Consider the following 19,800-nt stretch of genomic DNA (forward strand, 5'->3'; position numbering starts at 1 on the left):
GGTCACATGTCCTGTTTGTCGTCAAAAGCACAAACGTCTCTAGAATGGTCTGGGAGCTTTGCAGCAAGTGGTCTTGATGAAGGCTGCGCGAGACAGGCCATTTGGCCAGGTTCACCCATCGTGCGTCGCAAAAGGGGTAGATCAGTTTTGGCGCAGCGCGATATTCACAAATCAATACATTGTTTTGCGGTATTCTTCCTCCAAACCCTCATCAAGCTTCTTTTGCGCGTCAGGGTCGGAAGGCGCTCCGCTCGTCTGATCGAGAATGATCTTCATCAAGGACGGAACATCCCCCCTGTCCTGAAGCTGATCAGGATCCCAGAGCTTTGAACGCCGGAGCGCCTTGGCGCAGTGGATGAACACCTCTTCGACATGCACAACGATGGCGAGGCCAGGAATGCGGTCCTTTACGGTCATCAGTGACAGTAAATCAGGGTCGCGTGTCAGTTGTGCGTGCCCATTGATCCGCATAGTGTCGTCAAAGCCCGGGATCAGAAACAGCAGCCCCACCTTGGGATTTGTCAGAAGATTTGTCAGCGTATCGAGACGGTTGTTGCCCAGCCTGTCAGGGATCAGCAGCGTCTTGTCGTCCAGAATTTTCACGAAACCACGAGGATCGCCGCGTGGACTTACATCCGCAGAGCCAGCCTGCGACTGGGTGCCGATGCAGACAAACGGCGATCGTTCGATGAAGGACCGCGCGTGCACATCAATCTGAGCCATGCATTTCTTGATGGCGATGTCATGTGTCGCGGCAAACGAACGTCTCAGGTCCTGTTCGTCGCTCACCAGGAATTCCGGTCTCAGCGAGGTTTTCGCGGTCATATCTGGCCTCTCATGCTTGCCGGACAACACTGCCCCCGCTCGGGTCAGGAAGGAAAGGCGAAAGTGGCTTGGCGCGCGGCGCGCACTTGGCCGACGTCACAGCGGATATCTGGCCGCTGGAACAACTGCGCGCCTCACCCCTCGCGCGGGTCGTGCGGTTTGCCGGGACCGAACCGGCGCAGGAAGGTTGCGTAGGAAAACCCAAGCTCTGCCGTATTGCAGAGCTTCTGTCCGCTCGTTTCCGTGTGCAGCGACAAGCCACCCCAGGCGATCCGCATGAAATACCCATGGCGGCCAAGTCGCGCATCGAGATCTTCCCAGCTCTTGGCCTCGGCCATGTCGCGAAACAGCAGTTTCTGCAGCGCAAAGACGAGCCGCGGATCGACAGCATCTGACTTCTTTTTGACCTGCTCTTGCGCCGCCAGATGCGCCATCAGCACATCCTCCACGATCTTGGCCACGGTGCCCTGCTGCTCAACCGCAAGGTCGTGAACCGCAAGCGCCAAGTCGGCGGGTAGCTGAATCGAAACGGTGCGCCTGCTCATAGCGGGGGAGGGTCCTTAATTATGGTTTACAATGAGTTAAAACCGTTCGGCTCTCAACACTTCGCAATCCACAATTGTCACGACGCCGATATGGCGTTCGACTACGTCGAAAGCGGCGTCGAGCAGTTTGTCCAATTTTTCAGGACGCACGATGCAGATGACCTGCACCATGCCACTGGCGCGGCCAATCTCACCAGCGCGGGTCCAGGCGCCGGAGCGTCCGGAGCCGCCCAGAACCGGCAGAACCGTAAAGCCCGTCACATCTGCGGACAGCAAGGCTTCGGTGAGGCGCGACTGCATGATCGCCTCGATGGTGATCTCGACCCGTTTGGCTTGATGGGTTTGCATGGGTCAGCCTCCTGTCATGGTTGTCGCCACTGCAACATACAATGGAATGCCCAGCGTCAGATTGAAAGGGAAGGTCACGCCCAAAGACAACGTGAGGTAGATCGCCGGGTTCGCCTCTGGCAACGCCACCCGCATCGCCGCTGGCACCGCGATATAGGACGCCGAGGCCGACAGCACCATCAGCAAAGCCACACCACCGGAGGAGAGCCCGAGAAGCAGGCCAGCGCCAAGGCCGCAGAGGCTGCCGATCACCGGCATCAGCAGACCGAAGGCAAGCACGCCGGGGCGCAGCACATCGCTGCGCTCGCGCAACCCACGCCCGGCCACCAGCCCCATATCCAGCAGGAAGAGGCAGAGAACACCCTTAAACGGCGCCACGACAAAGCTCGAAATCTCCTCAAGCCCCTCTTCGCCGGTCGCCCAACCGATGAAAAAGGCCCCCACAAGCAAAACAATCGAACCGTTCAGCAAGATTTCGCGCCAAAGCGTGCTGTCCATCCGCTGGCCATTTCCACTGCGGGAGATCAGCCATAGCGCCGAGAGGATCGCAGGCGCCTCCATCGCTGCCGCCACGGCGACCATATAGCCTTCGGAGGCGATCCCGCTGCTTTCCAGCACGGATGTGGCCGCCACGAAGGTCACAATGGAGATCGATCCATAGTGCGCCGCAACCGCCGCCGCATCCAGTCGGCTCAACCGGGTCATGACCTGCAAGAGCGCAAAGGCAATCAACGGAAGAACGGCCGATAGAATCACCCCCGCCAGAAGGGTCAGACCCAGCTTCACATCAATCCCATGCGCCGACACGCTGACGCCGCCTTTGAACCCGATCGCAAAAAGCAGATAGATCGACAGCGCCTTGGCCGCTGCCTCGGGCACGCTCAGATCAGACCGCGCCAGCGAGGCTGCAACACCAAGCGCAAAGGACAGGATAATAGGCGACAGCAGATTGGTGGCCGCCAGTGACAGGATCTGTTCCATACGCTCACTCCTCGCAAGGCCGCTGAGGGCCGCATCTCAAACGGGTTGAAAGGTCTCAATGTGGGCGTTGAAGGGCTCAGGCCTATCATCGCCGCTGTCGGTCCAAAGCCCGCGCAGGATCAGACGCGCCACATGTCGCACGTCGACTGCATGCCCCACTGCGGCCCATGTTCCGTGATCGCCGCCTTCGGGGCGATATGATGGCACCAAATAACTCGGCAACGGTTTTGCGTTATCCATAACTGTCCCGCTCGGCTTTTTGCGGTGGAGCTATACTGAATTCAAATAGAATTCGAGGGAAAAGCACCCGTGGTCTCAACACTTTGGATAGCTTTGCGCGGCATATCTGGTCAGGCCGTGGGGGTGCAAAGGGTGAGTACTATGGATCAAGTCCTGAAAATCAGGCTGAAAGAAGCGGTGCATGTTGATCAGGACCGGCTGGCCGCACTCTATGCGGAGCTTGGCGACATCGGCGCCGAGGACGTCGTGTGTCGTGCGATGGAAGAGATGGCCTTGCGCCTGTCCCATTGCAACCGGCTCTTTGCGGCGCACAACTATGATGACTTGCGCAAATGCGCCCGCTCGCTGATCGCCATCGGCGACCAGATCGGTATGCACGCATTGACCCGCGTGGCCCATGACGTCATTTCAACCATTGACGCGGGCGATGGTCCCGCGGTCTCTGCAACGCTCGCGCGGTTGATCCGCATTGGCGAACAGTCACTGACAGCCATCTGGGATCTTCAGGACATCACCATCTGACGCCTTGCGCGGCGGGCATGACAGGCTAGGCTGGCCGCAATAGCTCCCAAAAAGGCCCAGCCCATGCCTCTGCCGCTCTTTGCCGCCCCCACCGAAACGGCGCTCCCCCTACATGTTGTCGATCAACCGGGCCTCGCAGCCTGGCGCGAAACTCAGCCGGATGCCATCCTTGCCTGGCTCGATGGGCTTGGCTTTACCGGGGCATTGGGACAGGCCGTGCCCCTGCCAGGCGACGGTGGTGCGCCCTGCGGTGCGGTCGTCGGTTACGGAAGTCGCGAAGCTCGCGGCCGCGCCCGCTTCCACCTTGCCGCTGCAGCGGCCAAACTGCCGAAAGCAACCTACAAGATTGCATCCGGGCTTCCGCAAGATCAGGCAGAGGTCGAGGCACTGGGGTGGCTGCTCGCCGGATATCGGTTCGAGCGATACAAAACACAGACACCCATGCCTGCCACACTCATCGCCCCCGACGGCGTTGATGCCAATGCAGTGGCCGCCATCGCAACCGGTGAGGCCCTGACCCGCGATCTGATCAACACACCCGCCTCCGACATGGGCCCGGACGATCTGGAGCAAGCGGCCCGAGATCTCGCCGCACGCCATAGCGCCAAAATCGCCGTGACCATGGCAGATGCCCTGCTGGCAGAGAACTTTCCGATGATTCACACGGTCGGGCGCGCCGCCAACCGGGCACCCCGGCTGATCGACATGCGCTGGGGCGACGCAGGCCCGCGCATCACGCTGGTGGGCAAGGGCGTCTGCTTTGACACCGGCGGGCTGAACCTCAAACCCGGGGCGTCGATGGGTCTGATGAAGAAGGACATGGGCGGGGCGGCCGCCGTGCTGGGTCTGGCACATATGATCATGGCCAGCGGCCTGCCTGTGCAGCTGCGCGTGCTGATCCCTGCGGTCGAGAACGCCGTATCCGGCAACGCGTTCCGCCCGGGTGACATCCTGACCTCGCGCAAGGGGCTGACGGTCGAGATCAACAACACCGACGCCGAAGGGCGCCTTGTGCTCGCGGATGCGCTGACTTTTGCACAGGAGGAGGACCCGGACCTCATCATCTCCATGGCCACGCTGACCGGGGCGGCGCGGGTCGCCGTTGGCCCCGATCTCGCGCCCTATTACTGCGACGACGCGACCTTCGTCACCCGCCTGGAAACAGCAGCCACACAACAGGCGGACCCGGTCTGGCGCATGCCCTTCCACGCGCCTTACGAGACCATGATCGAACCGGGGATCGCCGATCTCGACAACGCACCCAAGGGCGGGTTCGCCGGGTCGATCACCGCCGCGCTCTTCCTGCGCCGCTTTGTGGATCAAACGGCATATGCGCATTTCGACATCTATGGCTGGCAACCCAGCGACGCGCCTGCCCGCCCCAAAGGCGGCGTTGGCCAGGCCACCCGGGCACTCCTGAAAACCATCGCGGAGATGTCTGCTCAGTGACCGACGCGCGCTTGACCCTCGATCCGGCCCTGATCACAAAAGAGAAAGCGATGCAGATCGCAGTACCGCTCACCGATCTCTGCCGAACGCCCGGCGGCGCGCGCGACAGGCAACTGCTCTGTGGCGATGCTGTCACGGTGCTGGGTCAGCAAGACGGCTGGAGCCTCCTGCGCGCGTCCAAAGACGGCTACTGCGGTTACGTGCAAAGCGCCGCGCTGTCGGAGGCGCAAGATCCCACTCACCATGTCACCGCCCGCAGCACACATGCCTATACGGCGCCGGATATGAAGTCACCCGAACGTCACAGCCTGTCTTTCGGCAGCCGGATTACCGCACTGTCAGAGAGCGCCACATTTGTCGAAACCGCCCTCGGCCATATCCCACGCCAACACCTTCACCGCGTGCATAATATCGCCACGGATCCGGTGGCCATTGCCGAGCTGTTCCTCGGCACACCCTATCTTTGGGGCGGCAACAGCGTCTGGGGCATCGACTGCTCCGGCCTCGTGCAGGCTGCGTGCCTCGCCTGCGGTCTGCCCTGCCCCGGTGACAGCGACCAACAGGAGGACCAACTGGGCGCACATCTGCCGCCAGGCTCCGACTACGCCCGCAACGATCTGCTGTTCTGGAAAGGCCATGTGGCCTGGGTTTTGACGGCAGACACACTCTTGCATGCCAACGCCGGCCATATGGCGGTCGCCCGCGAATCGATTGACGCGGCCATCTCCAGGATCGCAGCCCAAGGCGACGGCCCCGTCACAGCGCACAAACGCCTCATGGCAGAGTGACCACCAAACGCAAGCGCCGGAGGCGATTGCAAAACATCGTGTGGCCCGGAACGGGCCTCCTTTTGAGAGAGATTACTCGACGGCGCGGATCAGTTTGCGCTCCAACACACGCAAAACGGTCTTCAGGTCATGGCCGCGTCGCAAAATCTGGCCGTCCATCCCAACAACTGCGTACATTCCCTGCTTGTCACGCATCCGTGGGCGTTTTTCGATCCGGTAGATCGGGTTCTCCGCTGTGCGCCGGAACACCGAGAACACGGCCACATCGCGCAGGCAGGAAATGCCATAGTCCCGCCACTCGCCCGCAGCAACAAACCGGCCATAGAGAGATAAGATCACAGACAGTTCTGTGCGATGAAACGCCACCTGCTGAGTCGGAAACGGGTGCAGGTTGCTCGACGGTGGCACCGATATATTCATGCTCTCACAGTTGCGCCGTTGCGCGGACAAATCAAGCCCCCTGATTGGCCCCGTATCGCGCCATGAAGGTCTTGACCGCCCCATCGACCACACGATCCATTTCCTCTTCGGTCACCGTTTGGGTCATCCCAAAGATCAGGCGCGGCCAGACATCTGCCTTACACAGCTCTCCAAACTGATCCGCCGCCAGAATCCGGTCCTCAATCCGCAGTTCTCCCCGAGCCTCCGCCTGCTCGAAATAAGCCGCCATCTCGGCGCGCATCACCGCCGGGCCGGAGTTGTAGAATTTCTGCCCCAATTCGGGAAAGCGATCGGATTCCGCTACGCAAATGCGAAAGATCTGCTGCCCGAACTTCGATGTGATGAAAGTAAGGAAATGCCGCCCGGTCTGTTGCAGCACCTGTTCCGGTGCTGCACTCATATCAATGCTGCTCAGCGCGTCATCCGCCTGACGCTGGCATTCGGTGGTCGCCACCTCCATGAACAGCAGGCGTTTGTCCGGAAAATAGCTGTAAAGCGTGGCCTTGGACACATTCGCCACCCGCGCGATCTCGTCGACACTGGCCCCTTCGAACCCATCCGCCATAAAGACCTGCCGCGCGCCTTCAAGCACCTGGTCGAATTTCCGGCCTTTGCGGATGATTTCGGCTGTCGACGTCATGAAGCCCCCCCGGTTTCTTATGGTTAACAATATAAACCGAACAGTTCAGTTCCAAGAAAAATTGTCGCAGCCCCAATACAGAGGTGTTGAAGACGCCATGACCAAAGTTTAGAATAATTCTAAACGACGAGGCGTGTGACGTGTATTTCCCCTTTTTCCGCAAACGGTTCCGCACTCTTACCGAACAGCAGATCCTGGCCCTTGCGATCTCTTCGGAGGAGGACGATGCCCGCATATATCGCGGCTATGCGGAACATCTGCGCCCTGACTTCCCGGAATCCGCCCGCCTGTTCGACGGTATGGCGGATGAAGAAGACAGGCATCGCCAGCGCCTGATCGACAGGCACAGAGCGCGTTTTGGAGAGGTCATCCCGCTCCTGCGGCGCGAGCATGTCGCGGGCTATGACCACCGCCGGCCTGTCTGGTTGGTCGAAAACCTCGGGCTTGACCGCATCCGCGCCGAGGCCCAGGCCATGGAGCAGGAGGCCCAGGCATTCTACCTCGCGGCGGCCGCCAGAACGCAGGATGCCGAAACCCGCAAGCTGCTGGGCGATCTCGCCGCGGCAGAGGCCAGCCATCAAGTCACGGCGCGTGAGTTGGAAACCCGGCACCTCGACCCCGACAGCCGGGATAAAGAGGACAAGACCGCACATCGGCAGTTTCTGCTGACCTGGGTGCAACCGGGGTTGGCGGGCCTGATGGATGGCTCCGTCTCGACGCTGGCGCCGATTTTCGCAACCGCCTTTGCCACGCTGGACACCTGGACAACCTTCCTCGTCGGTCTCGCCGCCTCCGTCGGCGCGGGCATCTCCATGGGCTTCACCGAAGCAGCCTCGGACGATGGTCAGCTTTCGGGGCGTGGCTCACCGATCAAGCGCGGCTTTGCGTCGGGGATCATGACCACCGTGGGCGGGCTGGGCCATGCGCTGCCTTACCTCATCACCGATTTCTGGACGGCGACCAGCATCGCGATCCTGGTGGTCTTTGTGGAGTTGTGGGCTATCGCCTGGATCCAGAACCGATACATGGACACGCCGTTCTGGCGCGCCACGCTGCAAGTGGTCTGCGGCGGTGCGCTGGTCTTTGGCGCAGGTGTCCTGATCGGCTCGGGCTGACTTGCAGAGGTGCCACGCAGCCTCTACCACTCCGGCATGATCGAGATTTTCCTCAAGACCGTTCCTTTCTTTGCGCTGATCGGTCTGGGGTATTGGGCGGGCTACACGCGGTTTTTCACCGAAGAGGCCACGGCCTATCTGACGAAGTTCGTCTTCTACTTCGCGCTCAGCGCCATGCTGTTCCGGTTTGCGGCCAATCTGTCCTTCGACGACATCTGGGATCCAAACCTTGTGGCTGGGTATTTGGTTGGTACGCTCGCCGTCTATCTTGTTGCGACCCTCGTCGCTTACCTGCGCAAACTCGACGTAGCGACCACTGCGGTCGAGGCGCAATGTGCCGCCATCGGCAATGTGGGCTTTCTTGGTGTGCCGATGCTGACCCTGCTGATGGGCGAGGCGGCAATTGGCCCGATCATGATGGCGCTGGCGGTTGATCTGATCGTCTTTTCCAGCCTGATCGTGATCCTGATCACTGGCTCGCGCGACGGGCGGGTGAGCCTGGGCATCCTGCGCACCGTGGGGCTGGGGCTGGTCAAGAACCCGATGATCGTGTCGATTGTCGCAGGCCTCATCTGGTCGGTCTATGATCTGCCGATCCCGGTGCCCGCCAATGAATTTCTCGCCATTCTGGGGGCCGCTGCGACGCCCGGCGCGCTCTTTGCCATTGGCGCCTCGCTGGCCAGCAAATCAGCGGAGCGGTTGCAGATCGCAGGCTGGCTGAGCTTTTGCAAGCTGGGGCTGCATCCGCTCTTTGTTGCCATCGGCGTGCTCTATCTCTTCCCGGCGGATCCCTATTTCGCCGCCGTGATCATCGCCGCTGCGGCCCTGCCGGTGGCAGGCAATGTCTACATCCTCGCGCAGCACTATGGCGTCGCCCCGCACCGGGTATCTGCCGCCATTCTCGTCTCCACTGCCATCAGCATTCTGACAGTCAGCGGGATCATCTCCATCGTCGCCCCAGCCTAAGGTGGCACTTGCCGCAGGGCCGCAGGCGCGCTAGCCATGCGCCGAGTGAACCGAGGAGCCCGCCCATGAAAACCATATCCGAAAACGCCTGCTTCGGCGGCACCCAAGGGGTTTACACCCACACCTCCCAGGTTTGTGACTGCGACATGACCTTTGGTCTGTTCCTGCCCGAAGAGGCGGCCGAGGGTCCGGTGCCGCTGCTCTGGTATCTGTCAGGTCTGACCTGCACCCATGAAAACGCGATGACCAAGGCGGGCGCGCAATCCTGGGCGGCGGCGCATGGCATTGCACTGGTCTTCCCCGACACCTCGCCGCGCGGTGAGTGGGTTGCCGACGACGAGGCCTATGATCTGGGCCAGGGCGCGGGCTTCTATGTGAACGCCACCGAGGCCCCCTGGGCCGCGCATTTCCAGATGTGGGACTATATCACCGAAGAGCTGACCACCGCACTTGATCACTCCTTTGCCGTCGATATGGAGCGTCAGGCGATAACCGGACATTCCATGGGGGGGCACGGCGCGCTGACCATGGCGATGTCGCTGCCGGGGCGCTTCCGGTCCGTTTCGGCTTTTGCGCCGATCTCCAATCCGACCGCCAGTGATTGGGGGCGCAAGCAGCTTTCTGCATATTTGGGGAACAATGAAGAGACATGGGCGGCACATGATGCGACCCTGTTGATGCGGGAGAAGGGGTTTGACGGGCCGATCCTGATCGACACCGGGACGAATGATCAGTTCATTGATTTGTTGAAGCCCGAGGCGCTGGCCGAAGCTACGGCGGCGCGTCGGCAGCAGGCGACGCTGCGGATGCAGCCCGGCTATGACCACAGCTATTTCTTTGTCTCGACCTTCATTGAGGAACATGTGGCCTTCCACGCCGACGCGCTTTACGCATGACGGCGCTCTACATTGATGCGGATGCCTGCCCGGTGAAGGGTGAGGCTGAGAAGGTGGCAACCCGGCATCGCGTCAGGATGTATGTGGTCTCCAACGGCGGGTTGCGCCCGTCGCAGAACCCGCTGGTGGAGACGGTGATTGTGCCCGACGGCCCGGATGTGGCGGACATGTGGATCGCCGAGCGTTGTGGAGCCGGGGATGTCGTTGTCACCGGGGACATTCCACTGGCTGCGAAATGCGTTGAAGCGGGGGCGCTGGTGCTCAAGCACACTGGCGAGGCGCTGACCCAGGCCAATATCGGGAATGTGTTGGCAACGCGGGATTTGATGGCCGACCTGCGCGCCGCTGATCCCTTCCGTCAGGGCGGCGGCCGGGGCTTTGCAAAGGCGGACCGCTCGCGTTTTCTGGACGCGTTGGAGCGTGCCCTGCGCACCGCTAAGACAGCTACCTGATTTACAACAGTTTTTGACGAGGCACGCATGCAGCCCAAGGCCGTGGTTTTTGACATCGGAAACGTGCTGATCGAGTGGCAGCCCGAGCGCTTCTACGACGCGGTGATCGGCGAAGATCGCCGCCGCGCCATGTTCGAGGCCGTCGATCTGCATGGAATGAACGAGCGTGTGGACAGAGGGGAACATTTCGCCGACACGATCTATGCGCAGGCCGAGGCCACGCCCGAATGGCGCGACGAGATCCGCATGTGGCACGACCGCTGGATCGAGATGGCCTCCCCCGTCATCGACCAGTCAGTGCGGCTGATGAAGGCCTTGCAATCCAAGGGCGTGCCAGTCTTTTCGCTGACCAACTTCGGCATTGAGAGCTACGATTTCGCCGCCACGTACTACCCGTTTCTGCGGGAGTTCGACCGCGACTTTATCTCCGGCCATATGCGGGTGACCAAGCCCAACCCGAACATCTATACCTTGCTTGAAGAGGGCGCGGGGCTCAGCGGTGCGGATCTGGTCTTCACTGATGACCGGGCTGAAAACATCGCCGCCGCCGATGCACGGGGATGGCAGACGCATCTGTTTGAAGGGCCGGAGGGATGGGCAGCACGGCTTGTGGGTCTGGGCCTGCTCACGGAGATGGAGGCCGCATGACCGCCCCGGTGATCTCCTTTGCCGAAGGCGACAAGCTGCTCGACTGGATCGCACTGACCAACGCGCTGGCCGCAGGGCACACGCTGCCCAAGGCGGAGATTTCCGACACCTTCCTTTACCGCGACCCCGACACGCTCTTGAACCGGTCTGCCTGGATCGACGGGCTGGGGCTGGCGGTGAAATGCGCGACGGTGTTTCCCGGGAACACGGCGCGCGGCACGTCGTCGATCAACGGCGGCGTGATGCTGTTTTCAGATCAGGACGGCACGCTTGAGGCGATCATCGACTTTCACCTCGTGACCAAGTGGAAGACGGCGGGCGACAGCCTGCTTGCCACCCGCCGTCTGGCGCGGCCCGACAGCAAACGCATCCTGATCGTTGGCGCGGGCACGCAGGCGCGCGGGCTGCATGCGGCCTACAGCGCAGCTTTTCCACAAGCACAGTTTACTGTCTGGAATCGGACGGCAGAGAATGCAAAGACGCTGGCGTCCGCGATCCCCGGGCTTGAAATCGCCACCTCACTGGAAGAGGCCGTTCCACAGGCCGACATCGTCACCTCGGCCACCATGTCGACCGAGCCGCTCATTTGCGGCGATTGGCTCCAACCAGGCCAGCATATCGACCTGATCGGCGCCTACCGCCCCAATATGCGGGAGGCGGATGACACCGCTCTGCGCCGCGCCCGCCTCTTCGTGGACAGCCGCGATACAACGGTTGGGCACATCGGTGAGGTCAAGATCCCGCTGGAAACCGGCGTGATAACCGAAGATGATATCGCAGCTGACTACTACGACCTTGATGCCTTCGCGCGACAATCCCCGGAAGACATCACACTCTTCAAGAACGGCGGCGGCGCGCATCTCGACTTGATGACAAGCCGCTACATCCTTGACCAATGGATGGCACAAAGCTCATAGGTACACGTCCCACCTGCCGCTCTGAAACGCACACGCCACCACTGGCGCCCCCGGCGGCTCACGCCGGGCAGCGTTCTTTCCCCCTCGATGGGGGAAGGAACGCTTCGCCCGTCAGGTGACAGCCACGCGGGCCACCAGGCTCAAGCTGTCCGCAGCCCCTCCAACCGCCGCTCGCGGATCGGCAAGTGAATGATCGCGCTGAAAGCCCCTACGCCAACCCCAATCCACCACACCAGCGTATAGTCGCCATAGACGTCATACATCCGCCCGCCGAGCCACGCGCCCATGAAGCTGCCCAGCTGGTGGCTGAAAAAGATGATCCCATAGAGCGTGCCCATGTAACGCAGCCCATAGATATGCGCGATCAGCCCCGACGTCAGCGGGATAGTCGCAAGCCACAGGCTACCCATGACAATCGCGAAGAGGATCACGCTGGTCGGCGTGATCGGCATCATGATGAACAGCGCCGAGGCGACCGTGCGGCCCACATAGATGCCTGCCAGCAGGTATTTCTTGGAATAGTGCTTGCCCAGCCACCCTGCCAGCAACGTGCCCCCGATATTGGCAACACCGATCAGTGATAGCGCCACGGCCCCCAGCGCCGACGTCGTGCTGACCCCCATGCTGTCAAGCATGCCCCCCGGCGCAATTGGCCCGCAAAGCTCTTCAACAAAGGCCGGGAAATGCGCCGTGATAAAGGCCAGCTGGTAACCGCAGGAAAAGAACCCAAGGAAGATGAAGGTGTAAGACGGATCGCGAAAGGCCTTGATCAGGATCTCACCCATGCTCTCTTCCAGCTCGGTCCGGCTGGCCAGCTGCGGAGCGCGCATCATCGGCAAGAGCAGCAGGACAAGCAGGATCGACAGCGCGAAGATCACAAAAATGCTCTGCCACGGCATGAACCCCAGCATCCACTGCGCCATCGGCGGCCCGAAGATCTGCCCGCCACTGCCCGCCGCCGAAACAATCGCCAGTGACATGGAGCGGTTCTCATCCGAGGCGGCACGCCCCACCACCGCGAGGATCACGCCAAAGCCTGTGCCCGCGATGCCAAACCCCACCAGCCAGGCGTAAAGCTGATGCTCGATCGGCGTGACCGAATAGGCCGACAGCACCAGCCCCAGCGCATAGATCAACGCGCCCAGGATGATGGCCTTGCGATCCCCGATCTTCTCGGCCAGCGCGCCAAAGAGCGGCTGGCCCACACCCCAGGCGAGGTTCTGGATGGCGATGGCCAGCGAAAACTCCGCCCGCAGCCAGCCGAACTCCTCTGCAATCGGGATCTGGAAGACGCCAAAGGCCGAGCGGATCGCAAAGCTGGCGATGATGATCACACAGCCGACGATCAGGACCGGTGTGAAAAGAGCGGTGCGGGTTTGCATGGGGTGGGCCTCCGTCTCCGAGACACTAAGCAGCCACCGAGAGCCGTCAATTCAGCAATTTTTGCCTCCGCATCACAAATCCTGATGTGACCGCGGCCTTTTCTCCGCCACATCTGCGCGCTATGGCGAAGGCATGCAAACGCTGGGCGATATTTATCAAAGCATGATCGACACAGGCGCTCTCCAGCCTGACGATGCTCAATTGACCGTGCTTCCGGAATTTGACCGGATCAGGACCGCGCTTCAAACCCCCGTGAAGAAAAGCCTCTTCCGCAAGGCGCCTGAGCCACCGAAGGGCCTCTATCTCTGGGGCGGTGTCGGGCGCGGCAAGTCGATGCTGATGGATCTTTTTGTGGATCATCTGGAGGGCATCCCCGCGCGCCGCGTGCATTTCCATGCCTTCATGCAGGACATCCACAGCGCCATGCATGAGGTGCGCAAGACCGGTGTCGAGGATGCCATCGCTCCGGTGGCCGCCGATGTGGCCGCCTCGGTGCGACTGCTGGCCTTTGATGAGATGCAGATCACCGACATCACCGACGCGATGATCGTCGGGCGGCTGTTCGAGGCGCTCTTTGCCGATGGGGTGGTCGTGGTGACCACCTCGAACCGCCTGCCGGATGACCTCTATCTCAATGGGCTGAACCGCGACCTCTTCCTGCCCTTCATCGCACTGATCAAAGAGAAGATGCAGGTCGTCGAGCTGGCCAGCCCCACGGATTATCGTCAGGATCGGTTGGGCGGGCAGCCGGTTTATTTCACCCCGCTGGGCAGCGAGGCGCGCGGGGCAATGGATGCGGTTTGGGACGATCTGGCGGGCGGCGGTGGCGATCCGCTGATCCTCAAGGTCAAAGGCCGCGAGGTCACGCTGCCCGCCTTCCGCAACGGCGTGGCCCGCGCGGGCTTTCACGATCTTTGCGGCAAACCGCTGGGGCCCGGCGACTATCTGGCGCTGGCCGAGGCGGTGAAGGTGCTGATGCTCGACAATATCCCCGCCCTCTCGCGTGACAATTTCAACGAGGCAAAGCGCTTCGTCACGCTGATCGACGCGCTTTATGAAGCCAAGGTGCGTCTGATCTGCTCCGCCGCCGCCAAGCCCGAAATGCTCTATCTTGAAGGCGAAGGCACCTTTGAGTTTGAGCGCACGGCCTCGCGCCTGCGCGAAATGCAATCGGACGGGTGGGGCCAGTAGGCACGCGCGTTTCCGGTTGACCCTGCTCTGCAAACCCTCTCAGGTGGAGCCATGGGCACGCTTGTCAGAAACCGCAACTATGTCCGGCTGGTGGGCGCCTCGGGGGCGACCAACCTGGCCGATGGGATTGCCAGCGTCGCCTTCCCCTGGCTCGCCACCCTGCTGACGCGCGATCCGTTTCTGATTGGCCTCGTGGCCTTTGCCGGGCGGCTGCCATGGCTCCTGCTCGCTGTACCCGCAGGCGTCGTGACCGACCGCGCGGACAGGCGGCGGCTGATCGTGCAGGCGGATTGCTTCCGGCTGGTTCTGGCGCTTGGCGTGGTGGGTCTGATCCTGCTCTTGCCCGACACCTACGCGCCGGAGGCGGCAACCCCGTTCATTCTGGCCCTATCAACCCTGGCCTTTCTTCTGGGTTGCGCCGAGGTTGTGCGCGACAACGCGGCGCAAACGCTGATGCCGTCGGTGGTGAACAAGAATGATCTGGAGGCCGCCAACGGCCAGCTTTGGAGCGTCGAGATCGTTCTGGGCCAATTCGTCGGGCCACCGCTGGCCGGTGTGCTGATCGCGCTGTCGATCACCTCTCCCTTCCTGTTGAACTCAGCGGCCTTCGGGCTGGCCGCGCTCATGGTGTGGTTCATCGTCCTGCCGCCCCGCATCGCCCCGCCCAAACGGTCGTGGCGGGTGGAAACGATGGAAGGGCTGCGCTGGCTCTGGACGCGGCCTGTCCTGCGGCGGCTGGCTCTCTCCCTCGGCGTGATCAACGGGCTGGAAGCGCTCGCCTTTGTGGTTCTGGTGCTCATTTCGCAGGAGCGTCTGGGGCTCTCGGCCTCGGGCTTTGGCCTACTGCTGGCCGCCGGTGCAGCAGGTGGTGTTCTGGGTGGTCTCCTCTGCCCTCGCATCGCCTCGCGGATCGGAGCACAGCGAAGCCTGACGGTGGCGCTTGGCTTGATCCCGCTGCCCTTCCTCGTGGTTGGGCTGTCGGGCAATGCCGTCCTCATTGGCGCTGCGCTGTTTTTCCAGACCTTCGTGGCGGTCTTGTGGAATGTGGTCACCGTGTCCTACCGCCAACGGGCCATCCCCGATGACCTGCTGGGCCGGGTCAACAGCGTCTATCGGTTTTTCGGTTGGGGCACGATATCACTCGGCGCACTGCTGGGAAGCATGATCGTATCCGCCGCAGAGCCTGTGTTGGGCCGAGAGGACGCCTTGACCCTACCATTCCTGATCTCAGCGGCTGGCACAGGCGCGCTGTTTCTCTGGGGTGTGACCCGGCTCAGGATCGACTAGAGCCGGGCATAGACATCTTTGGGGACGCGCCAAGCTTACCAGCTGTTGTAACCGAGGAACTTGCCGGACATCTCAACCTTCACGCGGTCACCCTTGGGGTGCTCCACCCGGGTCACCGACATGTCGAAATCGATGGCTGACATGATGCCGTCGCCAAACTTCTCCTGAATGATCGCCTTCAGTGTCGGGCCATAGACCCCAACGATTTCATAAAAGCGATAGATGCAGGGATCGGTCGGCACCGCCTGTTCCCAGATCTTGGTGGGGCTTTCGGCCAGCACCGAGGCGGCCTCTTGTGGCAGACCCATGGTGGTGACCATCAGCTCCGCCTTTTCGGGCGGGAAGGCGTTCATGCCCATGACAGCGGAGTGGGTCCAGATCGGGGACATGTCGATTTTTTCAGCGATCTCTTCCCATGTCAGCCCCGCCTGTTTCTTGGCAGACAGGATCATCGCAGTGACGTCCTCTTTGGTCATCTCAGTCATGTCTATCGTGTCCTTCATCTTACAATCCTAACTCTGTCAATCCGAGGTGGTCGTCGGGCCGGGGCGTCCCCTCCGGCCAATGAAACAGGCGGTCTTCCTCCGCGATGGGCACATCGTTGATCGAGGCGTGGCGCACGGCCATATAGCCAAGATCATCGAACTCCCAGTTTTCATTGCCATGGGCGCGGTACCACTGGCCCGCCTCGTCGTGCCATTCATAGCAAAAGCGCACGGCGATCCGGTGGCCCGCATGCGCCCAGATCTCCTTGATCAGGCGATAACCCGTTTCCTTGGCCCATTTGCGGGTAAGGAACGCCTGTACTTCCGCGCGCCCGCGCGGAAACTCGGAGCGATTGCGCCAGCGCGTGTCCGGCGTGTAGGCCTGCGCCACCTTCGCGGGGTCGCGCGTGTTCCAGGCATTTTCGGCCATTCGTACCTTGGCAACCGCCTCCTCATAGGAGAACGGCGGCAGCGGTGGTCGGGGTAGCGTGTCGGTCATGGCCTCATCCCTCTACCGCGCGCAGGACCGGCTTGGCGGGCTCGGGGTCCTCGGTCTCGGCGTCGTCCGTTAGATCAATCCGAACCGGTGTGGGCTGCTGGTCGGGTGTTTGGGCCTGACCTGACAGCTCTGCCGACCGCTGCGCGAGGAAGTGCACCAGGTGGTTGCGGATGGCGTAGTAGTTCGGATGCTCAACAATATCATTGCGCACGCGCGGACGCGGAATGGTAATCTCCACGCTTTCCGCCACCTGCGCCATCGGCCCGTTGGTCATCAGCAAGATACGGTCGGCCAGCAGGATGGCCTCGTCGATGTCGTGTGTTATCATGAAGACCGTCTGGTCCGTATCGCTCCACACCTTGATCAACTCGTCCTGAATGGTGCCGCGGGTCAGCGCATCGAGCGCGCCAAAGGGTTCATCCAGCAGCAAGAGCTTGGGCTCATTGGCAAACGCACGCGCGATCGAGACCCGCTGGCGCATGCCGCCCGAGAGCTGGCTGGGCTTGCGGTGGATCGCGTCGCCGGTCAGGCCAACTTTGGCGAGGAAGGCCGTCGAATGCTCGATGACCTTCTCTTTGCTCCAATTGGGAAACCGCGCCGACACGCCAAAGGTCACATTCTTCAGCGCAGTCAGCCAGGGCAGCAGCGAGTAGTTCTGGAACACCACACCCCGGTCGAGGCTGGGGCCAGACACATGCTGCCCATCCATCTTCACAACACCGCTTGTGGGCTCGGCCAGCCCCGCCAGAATGTTCATGATCGTGGATTTGCCACAGCCCGAATGGCCGAGGATACAGACAAACTCGCCCTTCTCGATGCCAAAACTGGCGTTTTCGAAGACGGTGAACTCGCCGCCTTGACCATCGGGATAGCGCTGAGTCAGTTGCTCGATACTCAGAAAGGATTTTGCCACGAAAAGCTCCTATTCCGTGTAGGCGACGGTGCGCTGCAGCAGGCCAAACATGGAGTCCAGCAGCATGCCCACGACGCCGATCATGAGGATGGAAAAGATGACGGAGGTGAGGTCGAGATTGTTCCACTCGTTCCAGACATAGTAGCCGATGCCTGTGCCGCCCACGAGCATCTCGGCCGCGACGATCACCAGCCAGGCGATCCCGATGGAGATGCGCATGCCCGTGACGATGGTGGGAGCCGCCGCAGGCAGGATCACGGTGAAGGCCGTCTTCAGCGCGCTTAGCTCATGAGTCCGCGCCACATTCACCCAGTCCTCGCGCACCCCGGCCACGCCAAAGGCGGTATTGATCAGCATGGGCCAGATCGAGCAGATGAAGATCACGAAGATCGCGCTCATCTCACTGTCTTGAATGACGAAGAGCGCAAGTGGCATCCACGCCAGCGGCGAGATCGGCCGCAGCACCTGGATGAATGGATTGAGCGCTTTGTAAGCGACCGAGGACATCCCGATCAGGAACCCCAGCGGGATGGCGATGGCCGCCGCGAGCGCGTAGCCCGTCAGCACCCGGTAGATCGAATAGCCGATCTGAATGCCGATGCCCTTGTCATTGGGGCCTGCGTCATAGAACGGGTTCGACAGCTGCTCCCACGCCTTGCCCAGCACCTGGCTGGGCGGCGGCACACCGGCCTTGGGCTGGCCACCACCGGTGAGCAACTCGTATTCGGTCAGTTCACCCACCGCCTTTTGTGCCGGGATTGACGCCTCCCAAATCAGGCAGCCCACGACCAGGATCAGGATCGAGAGCAGGGCTGCCTTGCGGTTTTCAGAGAGCGCCTTCATCAGCCCGCCTTGATCGCGAAGCTGTCGATGTAGGCTTCCGGTTCCGCCGGATCGAAGGTCTTGCCCATGATCGTATGCGATTTGTAGGTGATGTCCGGCGCGTCATAACCCAGATCGGTCATGACCTTCTTGGCATCCGACGCGAGGTAGACCTGTTCGGCCACCGCCTTGTAATCGACGTCCCCCTCAATATAGCCCCAACGCTTCATCTGCGTGAGGATCCACACGCCCATGGAGTGCCAGGGGAACGGGTCAAAGTCGATCCGGTCCGGCACACGCTGCACTTCGCCAAGGCCATCCGCATAGGTGCCGGTCAGCACCTGCTGCACCACCGTGACCGGCTGGTTGAGGTAGTTGGTGGGTGAAATCGCCTCCGCAATCTCGACCCTGTTGTCCGGGTTCGAGGCGTATTGCGTCGCATCGATGATCGACTTCAAGAGCGCGCCATAGGTGTTGGGCAGCTCCTGCGCAAAGCTCAAGGGAGCAGCAAAGGCGCAGCACGGATGCCCTTCCCAGATCTCCTTGGTCAGGATGTGGATGAAACCGATGCCCTCGAAAACCGCGCGCTGATTGAACGGGTCGGGCGAGAGGTAGCCGTCGAGGTTCCCAGCCCGCAGGTTCGCGACCATTTCGGGCGGCGGCACCACGCGGATCTGGATGTCCTTGTCGGGGTCGAGCCCGAACTCCGCCACGTAGTAACGCAGCAGGAAGTTGTGCATGGAATATTCAAACGGCACCCCGAAGGTGAAGCCCTTCCACTGCTTCGGGTCGCGCTTGTCGAGGTGTTCGTTCGACAGCACGATCGCCTGCCCGTTGATATTCTCGACGGCGGGCATGATGTACGGCTCCGCCACCGAGCCCGCCCCCAACGTCATCGCCAGCGGCATGGGTGTCAGCATGTGGCTGGCGTCATACTCGCCCGACAGCGATTTGTCGCGCGCCACGGCCCAACCGGCCGTCTTGATCACCTGTGCATTCAACCCATAGCGCTCATAGAACCCGAGCGGTTGCGCCATGATGATCGGCGTCGCACAGGTGATTGGCACAAAACCGATGTTGAGGTCGGTCTTCTCGGGCGGGCCGAGGTTGTCGAGGATCGCCGCCTTCGCCTGCTCCAGCGGGAACACCGAGGCCAGCGCCGCCGCTGCCGTGGCCCCACCGATCATCCCCATGAAGGACCGACGCCCGATGTCGCTCTGGCCAAAGACGGAGCGAACAATCGCGCTTTCCACTGCGCGATCCATCATCTGTTCAGAGGACATCTGATGCGGCTCGATATGGTCATGATCGTGTCCGTGACCGGAAAGACAGCCCTCACAGCCGCAATCCGCGCCATGCCTCAGATCGGTCTTTTCCGAAAACGGATTGCCTAGGCTTTTGATTGTCATGTCCATCTCCTGTCAGCGTTTAGAGAACTGTCCCATGG

Annotated in this window: 24 protein-coding genes; 11 read left to right on the forward strand and 13 right to left on the reverse strand. The window is 61.6% G+C overall.

Going from position 1 to position 19,800, the window contains the following annotated elements; all coding sequences use genetic code 11:
* Positions 1 to 171: 171 nt before the first annotated feature.
* The 5 genes from So717_RS04930 to So717_RS04950 form a co-directional block, all read right to left on the reverse strand.
* Positions 172 to 825, reverse strand: coding sequence for a pyridoxamine 5'-phosphate oxidase family protein (locus tag So717_RS04930; protein WP_159975101.1), 654 nt, complete (start codon positions 823 to 825; stop codon positions 172 to 174).
* Between the two features lie 134 nt (positions 826 to 959).
* Entirely contained in the window at positions 960 to 1,370 is a 411-nt protein-coding gene (locus So717_RS04935; RefSeq protein ID WP_159975102.1) for a hypothetical protein, read from the reverse strand.
* A 36-nt stretch (positions 1,371 to 1,406) separates the two neighbouring features.
* The gene (locus So717_RS04940) at positions 1,407 to 1,718 is read right to left on the reverse strand and encodes a P-II family nitrogen regulator (protein ID WP_159975103.1); all 312 of its coding nucleotides are present in this window, start codon (positions 1,716 to 1,718) and stop codon (positions 1,407 to 1,409) included.
* Positions 1,719 to 1,721: 3 nt separating this feature from the next.
* Positions 1,722 to 2,699, reverse strand: coding sequence for a sodium-dependent bicarbonate transport family permease (locus tag So717_RS04945; RefSeq protein ID WP_159975104.1), 978 nt, complete (start codon positions 2,697 to 2,699; stop codon positions 1,722 to 1,724).
* Positions 2,700 to 2,735: 36 nt separating this feature from the next.
* The gene (locus So717_RS04950) at positions 2,736 to 2,906 is read right to left on the reverse strand and encodes a hypothetical protein (protein WP_159975105.1); all 171 of its coding nucleotides are present in this window, start codon (positions 2,904 to 2,906) and stop codon (positions 2,736 to 2,738) included.
* 174 nt (positions 2,907 to 3,080) lie between these two features.
* Between So717_RS04950 and So717_RS04955 the strand changes: the two genes are divergently transcribed.
* The 3 genes from So717_RS04955 (at position 3,081) to So717_RS04965 (ending at position 5,698) form a co-directional block, all read left to right on the forward strand.
* Complete coding sequence (locus tag So717_RS04955) at positions 3,081 to 3,461, forward strand: hypothetical protein (protein ID WP_174238994.1); 381 nt, start codon at positions 3,081 to 3,083, stop codon at positions 3,459 to 3,461.
* A gap of 63 nt (positions 3,462 to 3,524) precedes the next feature.
* Complete coding sequence (locus So717_RS04960; protein WP_159975107.1) at positions 3,525 to 4,910, forward strand: leucyl aminopeptidase family protein; 1,386 nt, start codon at positions 3,525 to 3,527, stop codon at positions 4,908 to 4,910.
* Complete coding sequence (locus So717_RS04965; RefSeq protein ID WP_159975108.1) at positions 4,907 to 5,698, forward strand: C40 family peptidase; 792 nt, start codon at positions 4,907 to 4,909, stop codon at positions 5,696 to 5,698. Before So717_RS04960 ends, So717_RS04965 begins: the two co-directional genes overlap by 4 nt.
* A gap of 72 nt (positions 5,699 to 5,770) precedes the next feature.
* Here So717_RS04965 and So717_RS04970 read toward each other — a convergent pair whose 3' ends face one another.
* A complete protein-coding gene (locus tag So717_RS04970) occupies positions 5,771 to 6,118 on the reverse strand; it encodes a DUF2794 domain-containing protein (RefSeq protein WP_159975109.1) in 348 nt (115 codons plus the stop codon).
* A 31-nt stretch (positions 6,119 to 6,149) separates the two neighbouring features.
* Complete coding sequence (locus tag So717_RS04975) at positions 6,150 to 6,779, reverse strand: TetR/AcrR family transcriptional regulator (protein WP_159975110.1); 630 nt, start codon at positions 6,777 to 6,779, stop codon at positions 6,150 to 6,152.
* Positions 6,780 to 6,919: 140 nt separating this feature from the next.
* Between So717_RS04975 and mbfA the strand changes: the two genes are divergently transcribed.
* From mbfA to So717_RS05005, 6 genes are all read left to right on the forward strand, one after another.
* Positions 6,920 to 7,894 (forward strand): iron exporter MbfA, encoded by a 975-nt coding sequence (gene mbfA / locus So717_RS04980; RefSeq protein ID WP_159975111.1) that lies wholly within the window; start codon positions 6,920 to 6,922, stop codon positions 7,892 to 7,894.
* A 36-nt stretch (positions 7,895 to 7,930) separates the two neighbouring features.
* On the forward strand, positions 7,931 to 8,860 hold the full coding sequence (locus So717_RS04985) for an AEC family transporter (RefSeq protein WP_159975112.1): 930 nt from the start codon (positions 7,931 to 7,933) through the stop codon (positions 8,858 to 8,860).
* A gap of 65 nt (positions 8,861 to 8,925) precedes the next feature.
* Positions 8,926 to 9,756 carry an S-formylglutathione hydrolase gene (gene fghA / locus So717_RS04990; protein ID WP_159975113.1) on the forward strand — a complete coding sequence of 277 codons (831 nt, stop codon included), beginning with the start codon at positions 8,926 to 8,928 and terminating at the stop codon, positions 9,754 to 9,756.
* Positions 9,753 to 10,208: a YaiI/YqxD family protein gene (locus So717_RS04995; protein ID WP_159975114.1), complete on the forward strand. Its 456-nt coding sequence runs from the start codon at positions 9,753 to 9,755 to the stop codon at positions 10,206 to 10,208. Before fghA ends, So717_RS04995 begins: the two co-directional genes overlap by 4 nt.
* 27 nt (positions 10,209 to 10,235) lie before the next feature.
* Complete coding sequence (locus tag So717_RS05000) at positions 10,236 to 10,856, forward strand: HAD family hydrolase (protein ID WP_159975115.1); 621 nt, start codon at positions 10,236 to 10,238, stop codon at positions 10,854 to 10,856.
* Entirely contained in the window at positions 10,853 to 11,773 is a 921-nt protein-coding gene (locus So717_RS05005) for an ornithine cyclodeaminase family protein (protein ID WP_159975116.1), read from the forward strand. The genes So717_RS05000 and So717_RS05005 overlap by 4 nt, the downstream gene beginning before the upstream one ends.
* Before the next feature lie 140 nt (positions 11,774 to 11,913).
* On the opposite strand, the gene So717_RS05010 is transcribed toward So717_RS05005, so the two are convergent.
* Positions 11,914 to 13,155: an MFS transporter gene (locus So717_RS05010; protein WP_159975117.1), complete on the reverse strand. Its 1,242-nt coding sequence runs from the start codon at positions 13,153 to 13,155 to the stop codon at positions 11,914 to 11,916.
* Positions 13,156 to 13,288: 133 nt separating this feature from the next.
* Here So717_RS05010 and zapE point away from each other — a divergent pair, with 133 nt between their 5' ends.
* Positions 13,289 to 14,347 carry a cell division protein ZapE gene (gene zapE / locus So717_RS05015; RefSeq protein ID WP_159975118.1) on the forward strand — a complete coding sequence of 353 codons (1,059 nt, stop codon included), beginning with the start codon at positions 13,289 to 13,291 and terminating at the stop codon, positions 14,345 to 14,347.
* A gap of 51 nt (positions 14,348 to 14,398) precedes the next feature.
* Positions 14,399 to 15,634, forward strand: a complete 1,236-nt coding sequence (locus So717_RS05020) for an MFS transporter (RefSeq protein ID WP_159975119.1) — start codon at positions 14,399 to 14,401, stop codon at positions 15,632 to 15,634.
* Positions 15,635 to 15,669: 35 nt separating this feature from the next.
* On the opposite strand, the gene cynS is transcribed toward So717_RS05020, so the two are convergent.
* The 5 genes from cynS to So717_RS05045 are packed head-to-tail and all read right to left on the reverse strand — an operon-like array spanning position 15,670 to position 19,762.
* On the reverse strand, positions 15,670 to 16,137 hold the full coding sequence (gene cynS / locus So717_RS05025) for a cyanase (protein ID WP_238840679.1): 468 nt from the start codon (positions 16,135 to 16,137) through the stop codon (positions 15,670 to 15,672).
* A gap of 1 nt (position 16,138) precedes the next feature.
* On the reverse strand, positions 16,139 to 16,618 hold the full coding sequence (locus So717_RS05030) for a nuclear transport factor 2 family protein (protein WP_159975120.1): 480 nt from the start codon (positions 16,616 to 16,618) through the stop codon (positions 16,139 to 16,141).
* A 4-nt stretch (positions 16,619 to 16,622) separates the two neighbouring features.
* Positions 16,623 to 17,531, reverse strand: coding sequence for an ABC transporter ATP-binding protein (locus So717_RS05035; RefSeq protein ID WP_159975121.1), 909 nt, complete (start codon positions 17,529 to 17,531; stop codon positions 16,623 to 16,625).
* A gap of 9 nt (positions 17,532 to 17,540) precedes the next feature.
* Positions 17,541 to 18,374, reverse strand: coding sequence for a nitrate ABC transporter permease (gene ntrB, locus So717_RS05040; RefSeq protein ID WP_159975122.1), 834 nt, complete (start codon positions 18,372 to 18,374; stop codon positions 17,541 to 17,543).
* Positions 18,374 to 19,762, reverse strand: coding sequence for a CmpA/NrtA family ABC transporter substrate-binding protein (locus tag So717_RS05045; protein ID WP_159975123.1), 1,389 nt, complete (start codon positions 19,760 to 19,762; stop codon positions 18,374 to 18,376). Before So717_RS05045 ends, ntrB begins: the two co-directional genes overlap by 1 nt.
* Positions 19,763 to 19,800 lie beyond the last annotated feature (38 nt).

It is taken from the genome of Roseobacter cerasinus (assembly GCF_009811755.1).
Lineage (GTDB): Bacteria > Pseudomonadota > Alphaproteobacteria > Rhodobacterales > Rhodobacteraceae > Roseobacter > Roseobacter cerasinus.

Excerpts from the sequence above, each read along its gene's own strand:
- So717_RS04970 (WP_159975109.1), bottom strand. The coding sequence starts at position 6,118 with ATGAATATATCGGTGCCACCGTCGAGCAACCTGCACCCGTTTCCGACT.
- So717_RS05045 (WP_159975123.1), bottom strand. The coding sequence starts at position 19,762 with ATGACAATCAAAAGCCTAGGCAATCCGTTTTCGGAAAAGACCGATCTG.
- So717_RS05030 (WP_159975120.1), bottom strand. The coding sequence starts at position 16,618 with ATGACCGACACGCTACCCCGACCACCGCTGCCGCCGTTCTCCTATGAG.
- So717_RS04955 (WP_174238994.1), top strand. The coding sequence starts at position 3,081 with ATGGATCAAGTCCTGAAAATCAGGCTGAAAGAAGCGGTGCATGTTGAT.
- So717_RS04985 (WP_159975112.1), top strand. The coding sequence starts at position 7,931 with ATGATCGAGATTTTCCTCAAGACCGTTCCTTTCTTTGCGCTGATCGGT.
- So717_RS04945 (WP_159975104.1), bottom strand. The coding sequence starts at position 2,699 with ATGGAACAGATCCTGTCACTGGCGGCCACCAATCTGCTGTCGCCTATT.
- So717_RS04995 (WP_159975114.1), top strand. The coding sequence starts at position 9,753 with ATGACGGCGCTCTACATTGATGCGGATGCCTGCCCGGTGAAGGGTGAG.
- So717_RS04940 (WP_159975103.1), bottom strand. The coding sequence starts at position 1,718 with ATGCAAACCCATCAAGCCAAACGGGTCGAGATCACCATCGAGGCGATC.
- ntrB (WP_159975122.1), bottom strand. The coding sequence starts at position 18,374 with ATGAAGGCGCTCTCTGAAAACCGCAAGGCAGCCCTGCTCTCGATCCTG.
- So717_RS04975 (WP_159975110.1), bottom strand. The coding sequence starts at position 6,779 with ATGACGTCGACAGCCGAAATCATCCGCAAAGGCCGGAAATTCGACCAG.
- cynS (WP_238840679.1), bottom strand. The coding sequence starts at position 16,137 with ATGAAGGACACGATAGACATGACTGAGATGACCAAAGAGGACGTCACT.
- So717_RS05010 (WP_159975117.1), bottom strand. The coding sequence starts at position 13,155 with ATGCAAACCCGCACCGCTCTTTTCACACCGGTCCTGATCGTCGGCTGT.
- zapE (WP_159975118.1), top strand. The coding sequence starts at position 13,289 with ATGCAAACGCTGGGCGATATTTATCAAAGCATGATCGACACAGGCGCT.
- So717_RS04930 (WP_159975101.1), bottom strand. The coding sequence starts at position 825 with ATGACCGCGAAAACCTCGCTGAGACCGGAATTCCTGGTGAGCGACGAA.
- So717_RS04960 (WP_159975107.1), top strand. The coding sequence starts at position 3,525 with ATGCCTCTGCCGCTCTTTGCCGCCCCCACCGAAACGGCGCTCCCCCTA.
- So717_RS05005 (WP_159975116.1), top strand. The coding sequence starts at position 10,853 with ATGACCGCCCCGGTGATCTCCTTTGCCGAAGGCGACAAGCTGCTCGAC.
- So717_RS05020 (WP_159975119.1), top strand. The coding sequence starts at position 14,399 with ATGGGCACGCTTGTCAGAAACCGCAACTATGTCCGGCTGGTGGGCGCC.
- fghA (WP_159975113.1), top strand. The coding sequence starts at position 8,926 with ATGAAAACCATATCCGAAAACGCCTGCTTCGGCGGCACCCAAGGGGTT.
- So717_RS05000 (WP_159975115.1), top strand. The coding sequence starts at position 10,236 with ATGCAGCCCAAGGCCGTGGTTTTTGACATCGGAAACGTGCTGATCGAG.
- So717_RS04935 (WP_159975102.1), bottom strand. The coding sequence starts at position 1,370 with ATGAGCAGGCGCACCGTTTCGATTCAGCTACCCGCCGACTTGGCGCTT.